At 72.1% G+C, this 13,336-nt stretch carries 16 protein-coding genes; 12 read left to right on the plus strand and 4 right to left on the minus strand.

The window, feature by feature from the left end:
- Positions 1–32: 32 nt before the first annotated feature.
- Positions 33–1,970 carry an intein-containing Rv2578c family radical SAM protein gene (locus Asi02nite_RS00690; protein WP_203710082.1) on the minus strand — a complete coding sequence of 646 codons (1,938 nt, stop codon included), beginning with the start codon at positions 1,968–1,970 and terminating at the stop codon, positions 33–35.
- Between the two features lie 102 nt (positions 1,971–2,072).
- Complete coding sequence (locus Asi02nite_RS00695) at positions 2,073–2,444, minus strand: thioredoxin family protein (RefSeq protein ID WP_203710083.1); 372 nt, start codon at positions 2,442–2,444, stop codon at positions 2,073–2,075.
- A gap of 457 nt (positions 2,445–2,901) precedes the next feature.
- On the opposite strand from Asi02nite_RS00695, the gene Asi02nite_RS00700 reads away from it, so the two are divergent.
- The 12 genes from Asi02nite_RS00700 (at position 2,902) to Asi02nite_RS00755 (ending at position 11,503) form a co-directional block, all read left to right on the plus strand.
- Positions 2,902–3,417 (plus strand): MaoC family dehydratase, encoded by a 516-nt coding sequence (locus Asi02nite_RS00700; protein WP_203710084.1) that lies wholly within the window; start codon positions 2,902–2,904, stop codon positions 3,415–3,417.
- Between the two features lie 70 nt (positions 3,418–3,487).
- Positions 3,488–3,979, plus strand: a complete 492-nt coding sequence (locus tag Asi02nite_RS00705; protein WP_203710085.1) for a hypothetical protein — start codon at positions 3,488–3,490, stop codon at positions 3,977–3,979.
- A 27-nt stretch (positions 3,980–4,006) separates the two neighbouring features.
- Positions 4,007–4,639: a TrmH family RNA methyltransferase gene (locus Asi02nite_RS00710; RefSeq protein WP_203710086.1), complete on the plus strand. Its 633-nt coding sequence runs from the start codon at positions 4,007–4,009 to the stop codon at positions 4,637–4,639.
- A gap of 38 nt (positions 4,640–4,677) precedes the next feature.
- Complete coding sequence (locus Asi02nite_RS00715) at positions 4,678–5,370, plus strand: DUF6758 family protein (protein WP_308440140.1); 693 nt, start codon at positions 4,678–4,680, stop codon at positions 5,368–5,370.
- A gap of 117 nt (positions 5,371–5,487) precedes the next feature.
- The gene (locus Asi02nite_RS00720; RefSeq protein ID WP_170215836.1) at positions 5,488–5,646 is read left to right on the plus strand and encodes a hypothetical protein; all 159 of its coding nucleotides are present in this window, start codon (positions 5,488–5,490) and stop codon (positions 5,644–5,646) included.
- A 15-nt stretch (positions 5,647–5,661) separates the two neighbouring features.
- Positions 5,662–6,510: a PH domain-containing protein gene (locus Asi02nite_RS00725; RefSeq protein ID WP_203710087.1), complete on the plus strand. Its 849-nt coding sequence runs from the start codon at positions 5,662–5,664 to the stop codon at positions 6,508–6,510.
- Between the two features lie 104 nt (positions 6,511–6,614).
- A complete protein-coding gene (locus Asi02nite_RS00730; protein ID WP_203710088.1) occupies positions 6,615–7,259 on the plus strand; it encodes a SigE family RNA polymerase sigma factor in 645 nt (214 codons plus the stop codon).
- Entirely contained in the window at positions 7,259–8,428 is a 1,170-nt protein-coding gene (locus Asi02nite_RS00735) for a hypothetical protein (RefSeq protein WP_203710089.1), read from the plus strand. The genes Asi02nite_RS00730 and Asi02nite_RS00735 overlap by 1 nt, the downstream gene beginning before the upstream one ends.
- An 11-nt stretch (positions 8,429–8,439) precedes the next feature.
- A complete protein-coding gene (locus tag Asi02nite_RS00740) occupies positions 8,440–9,297 on the plus strand; it encodes a PHP domain-containing protein (RefSeq protein ID WP_203710090.1) in 858 nt (285 codons plus the stop codon).
- 29 nt (positions 9,298–9,326) lie between these two features.
- Positions 9,327–9,938 (plus strand): MarC family protein, encoded by a 612-nt coding sequence (locus tag Asi02nite_RS00745; protein ID WP_203710091.1) that lies wholly within the window; start codon positions 9,327–9,329, stop codon positions 9,936–9,938.
- Between the two features lie 102 nt (positions 9,939–10,040).
- Entirely contained in the window at positions 10,041–10,844 is an 804-nt protein-coding gene (locus tag Asi02nite_RS00750; protein WP_203710218.1) for a RecB family exonuclease, read from the plus strand.
- A 116-nt stretch (positions 10,845–10,960) separates the two neighbouring features.
- Positions 10,961–11,503, plus strand: coding sequence for a hypothetical protein (locus tag Asi02nite_RS00755; RefSeq protein ID WP_203710092.1), 543 nt, complete (start codon positions 10,961–10,963; stop codon positions 11,501–11,503).
- Here Asi02nite_RS00755 and Asi02nite_RS00760 read toward each other — a convergent pair whose 3' ends face one another.
- A complete protein-coding gene (locus Asi02nite_RS00760; RefSeq protein WP_239126376.1) occupies positions 11,504–12,088 on the minus strand; it encodes a nucleotidyltransferase family protein in 585 nt (194 codons plus the stop codon).
- A 200-nt stretch (positions 12,089–12,288) separates the two neighbouring features.
- Positions 12,289–13,302 carry an ornithine cyclodeaminase family protein gene (locus Asi02nite_RS00765; RefSeq protein ID WP_239126377.1) on the minus strand — a complete coding sequence of 338 codons (1,014 nt, stop codon included), beginning with the start codon at positions 13,300–13,302 and terminating at the stop codon, positions 12,289–12,291.
- Between the last annotated feature and the right edge of the window lie 34 nt (positions 13,303–13,336).

Consider the following 13,336-nt stretch of genomic DNA (forward strand, 5'->3'; position numbering starts at 1 on the left):
GCTGTTCGGTCAATATCGAACAACGAACACTGTCACAGCAGCGTCAACTGTTCGGGCTCCGGAGGTGGCTCCGGTAGCCGGCGCGACTCGAAGCTCTGCTGCCTGTCCACCCCGTGGCGGCGGGCCGCCTGGCGCACCCGGGCCGTGATCTCGCGTTGGTATTCCTTCGGCAGGTAGGAACCCCCGCGGTAGAGGGCGCGGTAGCGCGGCACCAGGTCCGGGAACTCGCGGCCCAGCCAGGTCGCGTACCACTCGCGGGTGCCGGGGCGTAGGTGGAGCGCTATGCCCGTCACCCCCGACGCGCCCGCGGCGGCCGCTGCCGCCACCGCGGCGTCGATCGACTCCTCGTCGTCTGTCAGGCCCGGCAGGATGGGCGCGACCAGGACGCTCACCGCGAAGCCCGCGTCCGTCAGCCGGCGGACCGCGTCCAACCGGCGGCGGGGGCTCGGTGTGCCGGGCTCGACCCGGCGCCAGAGCTCCTCGTCGACGAAGCCGATCGAGAACGCCAGGCCCACCGACGTCACCGACGCCGCCTCGCGCAGCAGCGGCAGGTCGCGCAGGATCAGCGTGCCCTTGGTCAGGATCGAGAACGGGTTGGCGTAGTCGCGCAACGCCGACAGGATCTGCGGCATCAGCCGGTAACGACCCTCGGCCCGCTGGTAGACGTCGACGTTGGTGCCCATCGCGATGTGCTCGCCGCGCCAGCGGCGGGCGCCCAGCTCCTTGCGGACCAGGTCGCCGGCGTTGACCTTGACGATGATCTTGCTGTCGAAGTCGTGGCCCGGGTCGAGGTCGAGGTAGGTGTGGGTGTTGCGGGCGAAGCAGTTGTGGCTGACCACGCCGTTGGCGATGAAGTCGCCCGTGCCGGTGCTGATGTCGTAGAGCGGCAGGTCGACGCCGAGCGGCTCGACCTTGAGCACGTCGAGCGGGACGTTGGACTTGAGCGCCAGGCCCTCGATCGAGCGCTTGCCGACCGCCGCCGGGTCGGTCATGTGCAGGAAGCGCAGCCGGGCCGCGAGGCCGCCGACGATCCGCACGTACCAGCCTCGGGCGCCGCCGCCCGTGCGGCGGACCACGTGGTCGAAGCCCAGCCGGCGCAGCGCCGCCGCCGCCTCGTCGATGGTCTCCCGGTCGATGCTGCCGATCCGCAGCACGGTGCCGTCGTGGGAGCCCTGCGCGTCGAAGACGCCCGCGAGGAAACCCTTGCGCCAGTCGTCGGTGACGGAGGCGGGGGCGGACAGCCGGCCCGCCGCGGCCGACCGGGCCACGGCCGGCGGCGCCTCCGCGAGGTAGCGCCGGGTGCGGGCCAGCGGCTCGCGGTCGGTGATGCTCGCCTCGCCCCGGCTCATCCCGCACAGGTAGCCCGCCCGGTAGTCGGCGGTGTCGGCCGGCGCGGCCGCGAACCGGCCCACGCCCATCAGCTTGTTGCCGCTGGTCAGGTGCGGGCGCTGGCCGGCGCCGCCCATCGCGCCCGTGACGTGCTTCCAGCCGCGTTCGGTGAGGAAGCGGTGGTCGCCGCTGGCGACGAGCTCGGTGCCGTCGGCCAGGGTGACCCGGTAGGCCGGCTTGGTCGTCTGCCAGTGGTCGCGCACCTCGGTGATCACGTAGCGCCGGTAGGTGCCGCTGCGGACGGTGCCGTAGACCCGGTCGCCGGCCTTCAGGTCGCGCAGCGCCCGGGTGCGGCCGTCGGCCATCAGGATCCGCGTGTCGCCGTCGAGGCAGTAGGTGCAGGCATGGCTGCAGCCGCGGTAGGGGTTGATCGTCCAGTCGAAGCCCATCCGCGAGTTGCCGGGCACCCGATTGATGATCGACTTCGCGCGTACTTCATAGAAGGTCATGCCGGCGAAGCCGGGGGTGTCGAAGGTGCGCGCTACTGCGCCGGGCAGCGCCAGCGGCAGGGGTGGTGTCGCCGGCGCCGCCCGGTCAGGGACGACCGAGACGGGGAGAGCCGACAGGTTGTCCCAGCGCATTACCCGATTCGAACACGTGTACGAGCAAGATTGCAAGCGCCCAGCTCACAGGCGCGAAAAGGGCGCCCCGCGCGAAGTCGGGACGCCCTGGTCGAAAAAGGCTCAGTGCTCGTGGGCGGCGTGCTCGGCGAGCTGCTTGCGGACGTCGTCCATGTCGAGCTCGCGGACCTGGGAGATCAGCGACTCGACCGCGGACTCGGGCAGCGCGCCCGGCTGGGCGAAGACGATGACACCGTCACGCAGGGCCATCAGGGTCGGGATCGACCGGATGTCGTAGCGCGCGGCCAGCTCGACCTGCGCCTCGGTGTCGACCTTGCCGAAGACGATGTCCTCGTGCTTCTCACTGGCCCGGTCGTAGACGGGAGCGAAACGCAGACACGGCCCGCACCAACTGGCCCAGAAGTCGACGAGGACGATGCCGTCGCCGCCGGTGACCTTGTCAAAATTCTCGGTGGTCAGCTCAACGGTCGCCATGGATCACTCCGATCGGTGCTCGTTCGTGCCTCGCATGAGGCATCCGACGGGTTTAACGACACAGGTGCCCCCACCATTCCCCGCCGAATCCGGCCAGGTGCGGACAAGGTGGCCTGGGTCACTCCCGTCACATCGGCAACCGTCAAGATCGGCATCGCGTACGGTGATGGGAGCGATTCCATATCGTCGTGCCCATCACGCTGCCGTTATCCCCGCTCGACCGGCCCGGCAAGGGAAAACGACACGGGTGACGAACGGTTCGAAAGTCGATCACTCTTACGATACGTAATGTTGCAGAACCATAACGGGTGACCCCCGTCACTTCCTGAAGGGTTTTCCGGTACCGGTTGGTCCGGCAAAATCAGAAGGACAAGCGTGGGCGGCGGGTGCCGGGGAGGGCCCCGCCGCTCATTGCGTCCGCCCCAGTTTTCGCACCGCGCGACGTTAAAGTGCGGGCATGCGGTTCGGGCGGTACTACGAAGAGTTCGAGGTCGGCGACGTCTACCGGCACTGGCCCGGCAAGACGGTCACCGAGGCCGACGACCACCTCTTCTGCCTGCTGACGATGAACCATCACCCGCTGCACCTCGACGCCCACTACGCGAAGACCGCGACCGAGTTCGGGCGCAACGTCGTGGTCGGCAACTATGTCTACTCGCTGCTGCTGGGCATGTCGGTGGCCGACGTCAGCGGCAAGGCGATCGCCAACCTCGAGGTCGAGTCGCTGCGGCACGTCGCGCCGACCTTCCACGGCGACACCGTGTACGGCGAGACGACGGTGCTCGACAAGCGGGAGTCCGCGTCGAAGCCCGACCGCGGCGTGGTCGCCGTCGAGACCCGCGGCTACAACCAGGACGGCACCCTGATCTGTGTCTTCCGCCGCAAGGTGATGGTGCCCAAGCGGGCGTTCGCGGCGCACGACGACGGTCGCGACCCCGAACGGCCGAGCTTCCCGGAGCCAGTCGCCGGCTAGGCCGTCCCCCGCCAGAACTCACTGGTCGCAACGGGCCAAATGCGGCATATGCTGACCTTGGGAGGTCGTTATGCCAAGCCAGCCCGCGCCCGGCGATCCACTCTCGTTCCCCGTACCCGGTTTCCCGAACGTCGCGATCGACGTCTTCACCGCCCGCGAGTGGGAGTCGCTCGTCCGGCTGCCCGGGCGGGTGATCGTCGCGGCGACCCGGGCCGGCGACCCCGGGCGCACCGTCGAGGAAGGGCTGGCCGGCCTGGCGGCGATGGCCGCGGGCCGGATGTTCGACAGCGACCTGGTCCGCGCCGTGGTCGCCGCCGTCTACGCCGAGCGGCTGCCCAGCACGCCCAGCCGACCCGCGCGTGACCTGCTCGACGAGTGCCGCGAGGCGCGCCGGATCCTGGGCGAGCGCGCGGATCCCGCCGACTCCGCCGCCTACCGGCAGTGGGTGCAGTCGATCGCGGCCCGGGTCTGCACCGCCGGCCGCGGCCCGGCCGCCGGCCAGCTCGGCCCGGTCGACCGCCGCTTCCTGGCCGACCTCGGTCAGGCCCTCGGAATGGGCTGACGACGCCGTACCCAATAATCTTCGGGCGTGGAAGCTGAGGTCGGGGTCGGACCATGGCCGGGTCCGTGGCCGACCGACGAGAGGTACGACCCGGAGCTGCTCGCGCAGGGCGACCGGCGCAACGTCGTCGACCGCTACCGCTACTGGCGGCACGAGGCGGTGGTGGCCGACCTCGACCGGCGCCGGCACGACTTCCACGTCGCGATCGAGAACTGGCAGCACGACTTCAACATCGGCACCGTCGTCCGCAACGCCAACGCGTTCCTCGCGGCCGAGGTGCACGTGGTCGGCAACCGGCGGTGGAACCGGCGCGGCGCGATGGTCACCGACCGCTACCAGCACGTCCGGCACCACCCCACGATCGAGGAGTTCGTCGCCTGGGCGCACGAGTCGGACCTGCCGGTGATCGGCATCGACAACCTGCCCGGTTCCCGCCCGATCGAGACCGTCATCCTGCCGCGCCGCTGCGTGCTGCTCTTCGGCCAGGAGGGCCCGGGCCTGTCCGATACCGCCCGTACCGCCTGCGACCAGCTCTTCTCGATCGCGCAGTACGGCTCGACCCGGTCCATCAACGCGGGCGTCGCCAGCGGCATCGCCATGCACGCCTGGATCCGGACGTACGGCGAACCTCCGCCGGACGAAACCGCCCGCAACGCTTGACTCGCGACCCGTACCCCGGGGAACGTAGCGGGGTGGGCATGTCGGTGAGTTGCCCCCGGTGCGGAGGCCCTGTGCGGCCGCCGGACCTGATGCGCGCCGACTGGCGGTGCGACGCGTGCGGTGACGTCCCCCCGTTGCACGTGGCCGAGCACAACAACGCCGAGATCCTGAAGAGCGTCGTCAACACGATCACCGCCGGCGCGACGCCGGGCGGCGAGGTGGTGCCGCTCTGGTGCACCTGGCCCCTGCTGCGCGACTGGACGGTGACCGGTGTCGCCTGGGCGGGTGACGACCATTCGGGTGTCCACGCCGCGGCGCTGGCCTGCAGCGGGCCTGCCCCGCTCGGTGGCGGCCCGGCCGACCTGGTGCTCGTCGCGGAGCAGCCGGGCGTGGGCCTCGGCAACCGGTTCGCCGGCCTGCCGGGCACCGATCCGGGCCCTGACCTGGTCCGCGAGCTGACCCGGGCGGATCCGCCGCCGGGCGAGCCGGTCAACGCGCACGCCAAGATCAAAGTGGACGGCCACCCGACTCCACTGTGGTCCGTCCCAGCCCTGGAGGACCGCAGCGCGTACGTCGGTGAGGCGCGCGGTATGTGGCTTTATGCCATAGCTTGGCCCGCACACGCCGGCTACGTCCTCGCAGAGGACGTCGTGGTGCACGACCTGTGTGAATGGCTGCCTCCTGAGCTGGTGTACGGTGCTCCTTCTCCGTACCTGCATGGCCTTGCCTGAGTGGGCCGTTCCCGCTTGTGCGGATTGTGCGCAGTTGATTCAACCTGAGAGCTACGACTGATACTCTGAGCCTGCCGCGGCAAGTTGCCGGCGCCGCGCAGAGGGGGATGGGCCGCAATGCTCAAGAAGATCCTCACTTGGGGCGGAATCGCCTTCCTCATTTTCTTCATTGCCTTCCGCCCCAACGAGTCCGCCGATGTCTTCAAGAACATCGGTGGGGGCATCATGGACGTCGCCGAGGGCTTCGGGGACTTCTTCACGAGCCTGGTCGCCTAGGCGCATACGTCACCTATGGACCGTCCGTCCGCGCCACCTCCTGACCCCGACGAATCCGACCGCGAGCGTTGGGAGCGGGAGACCGCGCCCGTCGACGACGGTCCCGACTTCGGCAGTGGGCCGGCCTACTCACCGAGTGCCGGCTACGCCGAGGGTGCCGGCTTCTCCGAGTCGGCCGACTACGCGCACGAGACCCGCACGCGCCCGCGCGGCGCCTACACGGCCACCGACATCTCCGAAGAGGAGCTTGCGGGCCTGCAGGTCGACGCGTCCGGGTTGCCGCTCGGTCCACGCCGGGTGCTCCCGCTCGAGGACGAGCCGACCCCGCTGGTCTCCCGCTACCTCTTCCCGACCGAGCGCTACCGGGGCGAGTGGAAGCGGCACTGGATCCACCTGAGCACGCCGCTCATCGTGATCGTGCTGGCCACCTTCGTGCTCGGCTACCTCTCCGGCTTCCTGTTCCGGCAGGAGGCCACCGGCATGACCACGGTCGCCATCCTGATCTGGGTGGGCATCTTCGGGTGGGTCGCCTGGAAGGTCGGCGACTGGTACTTCGACCGCTTCATCCTGACCAACAAGCGGGTCATGGTGGTCAGCGGCATCATCACCCGACGCGTCGCGATGATGCCGCTGCTCCGGGTCACCGACATGAAATACGAACAGTCCCCATTGGGCCGTGCGCTCAACTACGGCACGTTCGTGTTGGAGTCCGCCGGCCAGGAGCAGGCGCTGCGCGAGATCAAGCACCTGCCGAACCCCAACGAGCTCTACCTCCGGGTCGTCGAGGAGATGTACGAGCCGCAGGCGGTCGAGGCCCGGCTCGGCAAGGACGCCGACGAGGCCCGCGCCGACGACGGCGCGTGAGCCACTGCCGATCAGCCGTTCGACGACGACCCGTTCGCCCGTAGACCTCCCCGCGCGCCGTGTGACAGTCTTCACCCACGCGCGAACCCAAGGGAGGGCGTCCGGTGACGGACAGGCAGGCGGTCGAGGACGACTTCCGCGAGTTCGTCGCCGCCCGGTCGCCCGCGCTGCTCCGCACCGCCTACCTGCTGACCGGTGACTGGGCCACCGCCGAAGACCTGCTGCAGACGGCCCTCACCAAGATCTATCTAGCCTGGCGCCGGCTCGGCGAGATCGAGGCTGTCGAGCCGTACGCCCGCCGGGTCCTGGTCAACACCTCCATCAGCTGGTGGCGGCGCCGCTGGCACGGCGAACGCCCGACCGAGGTGCTGCCCGAGCCGGCGGTCGCCGACCGGGTCGACGAGCAGCTCGAGCGCGACGCGCTCTGGCGGCACGTGCAGTCGCTGCCCGCCCGGCAGCGCGCGGTGCTCGTGCTCCGCTTCTACGAAGACCTCTCCGAGGCGCAGACCGCGGCGATCCTCGACATCTCCACCGGCACGGTGAAGAGCCAGACGTCGCGGGCGCTGAGCACGCTGCGCGGCCGGCTCGGCGCCGAACGCGCGGCCGAGCAGGCCCGGGTCGACGAGTTGGCCGCCGAGGCCGAGCGTCCCCGGATCCCGCGTCAGGCGCAGACACCCCCGGCAACGCGGCCGGTGCGTGCCCCCGCTCCCCGCATTCCCGCGCCGGCGGGAGGACTGGAGGGGCGTTGATGCTCGAGGAACGACTGCGCCGCGCCCTACAGGAACGGGTCGAGCTCACCCCGGCGGCCGTCGACCGCGCCGACCGGATCATCCAGCGCACCCGGCGCGGCCGGCGGTGGCGCCGGGCGGGCACCTCGCTCGCCGCGTTCCTGGCCTTCGCGCTGCTGCTCGGCGGCGTGCTCGGCTGGCAGGTGCTGCGCACCCCGCGCACCGGCTACGACCCCTCGGTCTTCGCCGCCGACCCGACCGCGCTGCCCACCCCGGCCGAGACCGCGTCGATCACCCCGCACGACCTCGCCGGCCTCGGGCTCGACCTGCGCATCGGCGACCTGCTCTGGACCATGGAGGGTCGCCGCATCGACCTGGGCGCCAACGGCGACGTCGAGCGCGCCTACCGGGTGCCGGCCGGCTGGCTCTACGGCAGCACGGGCGGCGTCTACCTGCAGCCCACCGACGGCCAGCCCGTGCAGGTCGCGCCCGAGGACAGCCGCTGGTCGGTGAGCGAGGACGGCCGGCGGCTCGCGGTCGTGGCCGACGGGCAGCTCACCCTCTCGGAGCTCGGCCCCGCGGGCGCCCGGCGCGACGGTGTGATCAACGTTCCGGCCGACGCCGCGCCGACCGCGGTGCTGGGCAACCGGGTGCTGGTCGCGGGCGGTGCGCGCAGCGGACGCGGCTACGAGTTCGTGAGCGTCGTCGGCAGCTCGGGCGAGGTCGACCCCGCCTGGAACCCGGCGATCTCCGGCGTCTTCGGCACCCGCAGCGACGCCGTCGTCGGGTTGGCCCGGGCCGGCAAGGCCCAACTCTGTCTCGCCGCGCTGCGGCCCGACGGTCCGAGCACGTCGGTCCACCCGACCACGATCTGCGGCTTCGCCCACCCCGGCGAGGACCTCACCCACAGCCTCTCCCCCGACGGTGGCTGGCTGGCCGAGCCCGACGGCAACCAGCTCACGCTGTTCAGCGTCGACACCGCGCTCTCGGCCGACCAGCGCTCGGCCAGGGAGTGCGCGGCGGCGGGCGTACGCTCCCCGATCTGGCTCGACACCCGCACCGTCGTCGCGCCGTACGACGGCGGTGTGGTCCGTTGCCAGACCGACGGGGCGCGCAAGCTGCTCCAGGTGCCCGCGGCGGCCGGCACGGCCTGGGCGCTGGTCCCCCGATTGGGGTCCGGGGAGCGTTAGCGTCTGCGGCGATGGACAGTCGCATCGACCTGCACGCCCACTCGACCGCGAGCGACGGCACGCTGACCCCCGCCGAGCTGATGGCGGCGGCCGCGGCGGCCGGCCTCGACGTGGTGGCGATCACCGACCACGACACGACCGCCGGCTGGGCCGACGCCGCCGCGGCGCGACCACCCGGCCTGGCCCTGGTCCGCGGGGCCGAGCTGTCGTGCCGCTGGTCGGGCGCCGACCCGCCGATCGCCCTGCACCTGCTGGCCTACCTCTTCGATCCCGCGGCGCCGGACCTCGTCGCGACGCTCGCCCGGGTCCGCGCGGCGCGCGAGGTGCGCGCGGAGCGGATGGTCGCGCTGCTCCGGGCCGACGGCTACGACGTGCACTGGGACGAGGTGCTGCGGGACGCGGCCGGCGGCAGCGTCGGTCGGCCGCACATCGCCCAGGCGCTGATCCGGGCCGGGCTGGTCACCTCGACCAACGCCGCGTTCGCGCCGGAATGGCTGGGCCGCCGCTATCGGGTGCCGAAGGAGGAGATCGACGTCTTCGAGGCGGTCCGGCTGGTCCGCGACGCCGGCGGGGTGACGGTCTTCGCGCATCCGCGGGCGACCAGGCGCGGCCGGATCGTGCCGGACGAGCTGATCGTGGCGCTGGCCTCGGCGGGGCTGTTCGGTCTCGAGGTCGACCACACGGACCACACCCCGGCGGAACGCGACCACGTGCGGGCCCTCGCGGAGTCGCTCGGGCTCGCGGTGACCGGATCATCCGATTTTCACGGTACGCACAAGCAGGTCAAGCTCGGTGCGGAGCGCACGGCCCCGGCGGTTCTGGCGCGGCTGGTGGCCGCCTCCTCCGGGGTGACACCCGTGCTTCGCTGACCCGAAGGTCCTTCGCATACCGTGCTCGCGTGGATCTCAAAGTGTTCGGCGAAGTGCTGGTCACGCTGCTGGTCATCATGGACCCGCCGGGCATGGTTCCGATCTTCGTGGCGATGACCGGTCCGATGGCGGAGCGCGACCGGCACAAGGCCGCCTGGCAGGCGGTGTGCCTGGCCCTGGGCGTGATCGTGCTGTTCGGGGTGGCGGGCCAGAACCTGCTCGAGTACCTGCACGTCGACCTGCCCGCCCTGCAGGGCGCCGGCGGCCTGCTGCTGATCATGATCGCGCTGGAGCTGCTGACCGGGAAGACCGACGACCCGACGGCGCACTCCACGACGAACATCGCGCTGGTGCCGCTGGGCACCCCGCTGCTGGCCGGGCCGGGCGCGATCGTGGCGACGATGCTGTTCGTGCAGCGGTCTTCCGACGCCGCGGACTACGTCGCGGTCTACGCGGGCATCGTGGTCGCGATGCTGGCGGTCTGGCTGGTGCTGCGCTACTGCGGCGTGGTGGTCAAGATCCTCCGCCCCGGCGGCATCGAGGTGCTGACCCGGATCGCCGGCCTGCTGCTCGCGGCGATCGCGGTGCAACTGATCGCGGACGCGGTCTTCGCCTTCGTCGACTCGTACCAGGCGGGGTGACCGGACGGGGTTGTCGTACCCGGATGGGAGGATTCTCCCGTGCGCACCTCTCCCGCCGGCCGGGCGCCGGCGCCCCGGGCCGAGCAACTCGGCTTCACCGGCATGCCCGAGCGGCTGTTCGTGTGCACGCCGAGCAAGCTGGGCACCTACGCCGACTGCCCACGCCGCTACCGGTTCTCCTACGTCGACCGCCCGTCGCCGCCCAAGGGCCCGCCGTGGGCACACAACTCGCTCGGCGCGAGCGTGCACACCGCGCTGAAGAACTGGTTCGCGCTGCCGCCGGAGCGGCGCACCCGCGCGGCGCTGCCGGCGCTGCTCAAGGGCACCTGGGTGCGCGAGGGCTACCGCGACGAGGTGCAGGAGCGGGCTGCCTACCGCCGGGCGCTCGAGTGGCTCGAGGGCTACGTCGGCGGTCTCGACCCGGCCGCCGAGCCGGTCGGCGTCGAGCGGGTGGTCGCGGTCAAGACGGCGGTGCTGGCCTTCAACGGCCGCGCCGACCGCATCGACGCGCGGGGCGGCGAGCTGGCGATCGTCGACTACAAGACCGGCCGCACGGGCCTCGACAGCGACGACGCCCGGGGTTCGCAGGCGCTGGCCCTCTACGCCTACGCGGCGGAGCGGGTCTTCCGCCGGCCGTGCCGCCGGGTCGAGCTGCATCATCTGCCGTCGGGCACGATCGCGGCGCACGACCACACGCAGGAGTCGCTGGCCCGCCAGGTCTCCCGGGCCGAGGACACGGCCCGCGACATCCTCGACGCCGAGAAGGCGGTGGCCGCGGGCGCTGACCCCGACGAGGCCTTCCCGACGACCCCGGGCCCGATGTGCGGCTGGTGCGACTTCCGCCGGAGCTGCCCGGCGGGGGTCACCGACAAGGAGCCGTGGGCGGGGCTCGACCGCTCCCTGTGACGGCCTGTCGGATCAACAACGTCACGCTATGCAGCCGCCACGCTGCGTGACAGTTTGGTCGCCAGCCGCCTCGTGGCGGCGCAACGGGGGAGGCCGGGGTGACCAGAGTGGCGGCTGTGGCGCTGCTTGTGGTGGTGGCGGTGGCGGTGTTCGGCGGCACGGCGGCGGCGCGCGCCGACCCGCGCCATCCGCACTTCGCGACCCAGGCGAGCGCGGCGGGGTTGACCGGTGCCGAGGCGCGGGCGTTGCAGCATCGGGTCGACCGCTATCTGGCCCGGCTCGGCGGCACGCAGGTGGGCATCAACAGGATCGACCTGGCCGGCGGGGCGACGCTGCGGCTGGTCGTGCCGGGCCGGGGCCCGGCCGCTCCCGAGGTCAGCCCGTCCGGCGTGATTGGTCCGGCGCCGTGCCGGCCGCACCACTTCTGCGTGTACGCGCACGAGGACTACGCCGGCGACCGGCTCGACCTCTACCAGTGCGGGGTGCTGCACTACCTGCTGTTCGCGGGCTACGGGTCGTACCGGAACAACCAGGCGCCGGGCACCGTCCCGCGCTACTACAGCCACGACCGCCTGCTCAGCTATTCGGGCATCCCGGGCCGGGTGGCGGCGCGCAAGCAGAGTTGGACCTTCATCGAGTGGGTCAGACCCTGCGGGTGATCAGACCGGTTCGATCACGCGTACGCCGGGCCAACGCTGGGCGGGCCGTTGCCTTTCCAGCCGCTGCCGGGACCGCTCGACGCTGACCCGCCGCGGATTGCGGCGCCAGATGCCACCGAGCAGGTCGCCCAGCCCGTGCGGCGCGAGCACCTCGAGGCGGTCGTCTGAGGTGCGACGGACCGCGACGGAGGTGGCGAGCTCGGGCCAGGTGCCGATGGCCTCGGCGACACTGGCGAGGGGCGACACGGGTCCGCCGCCCTCGGCGGCCGGGTACCAGAGGTGAACCGCCGCCTGGTTGGTCGCCTCCCACGGCACCGCGGGCAGGTGGCGGGCGAGTTCGGCGGTGGCGGCGCGGTCCCGCTCGCGGCTGAGGTCGGCTTGGTCGAAGAAGGCGACGTCGACGTCGCGGACCCGGGCGGGGTCGAAACCGTCGCCGTAGCGCTGGTCCCAGACGACGTTGCGCAGCGCCCCGGCACCGACCCACGCGTCGGGCAGCCCGGCCGCCTGGACGGCGGCCAGCACGGTCATCAGCCACGGACAGGCCCGCACTATGGCGATCAGCTCGTCCACTTCGCTCTCGGACATGAAACACAGCTTCTCAAGCGCGGCTTCGCGGCGGCTCGGCGGCCGGGCCGCGGCGCGGCGACATCGCGGCAGGGCGGCCTCACAGCGGCGCGGCGGCCCGACGGCCCGGCGCGGCGAGGGCGTCGCAGCCTCGCGTCGGTCTGGCGGCGGCGCGGTCCGACGGTTCGACGCGGCGGCCGTGCGGCGCCGGCGCCGGTCGGTCAGGTGAGTAGGTCCACGTGGGTGCCCGCGCCTGAGTCGAGGGCGTGCTCGTAGACCGCCCAGCTCAACGCCAAATCCTGCCAAGGCAGGCCGACCGGGGAGTAGACGCTTGGGATTGTCGGTGGGGCCGTGGCCGGGAGTTCGCCGCGGAGTACTGCGCCCAAGGTGCCCGTGGCGGATGCCGCCGGTAGGCCTGCGGTGCCGAGTGCGCCGCCGGAGAGGGACCGATCGATGTCGTCGACGATCAGGCGGCTGGCTGTGAGGAGGTCGGTGGCCAGCTCGCGTTTGCCGGGCTCGTCCGCGCCCAGCGACGTGAGGTGTTGGCCCGGGCGCACGTCCGCGCGGGCCAGCAGTGGGGTTTGCGACCAGGTGGCGAGGACGACCACGTCAGAAGCGGCGGCGACCTCGGGCGCCGAGGACAGGACCGTCGCCGGGGATGTGGCGGTGCGGGTCGGATCCAGCGGGAGCGCCCCGGCTGGATCCGGGTTCGTCGCGGTGCCGGGCGGTTCCGTTGCCGGCGCCAGGAGTGCTGCGGCGCGGGTCGGGGTCAGGTCCGTGGCGACGATGCGGGACCAGGGGCGGAGGTGGCGTAGGCCGGCCAGCGTGGTCGCCGCCTGTGCGCCCGCGCCGATGAAGCCGAGTGTTCGCGCCTCCGGTGGGGCCAGCGTGTGCGTGGCCAGCGCTGCCGCTAGGCCTGTGCGCCATGCCGTCACCGTTGCCGAGTCCAGGAGGGCCAGCAGCTCGCCGTCGGACAGGGCGTGTAGGCAGATCACGCCCCGTAGGGCCGGCGATGCCGTCGGGAACTTCGCGTTGACCTTTACCGTGTAGGCCGGTACGGCCGGTAGGAGGCCCGGCATCAGGCAGGTTGCCGTGCCTGGGCCCGGTAGGTCCGTGCGGATCCGCAGCGGCGTCGGGTCCGTGGCCGGCGTGCGGAAGCCGGCCGCCAGCGCAGCCAGCACCACGTCCAGGTCCAGTGCCGCGGTGATGTCGCGGCGGCCGAGGATCACCGTCACCCGGTCAGTCTGTAGCAGCGGTGATGCCACCCCC

Origin of the sequence: Asanoa siamensis (genome assembly GCF_016862555.1) — a bacterium.
GTDB lineage: Bacteria > Actinomycetota > Actinomycetes > Mycobacteriales > Micromonosporaceae > Asanoa > Asanoa siamensis.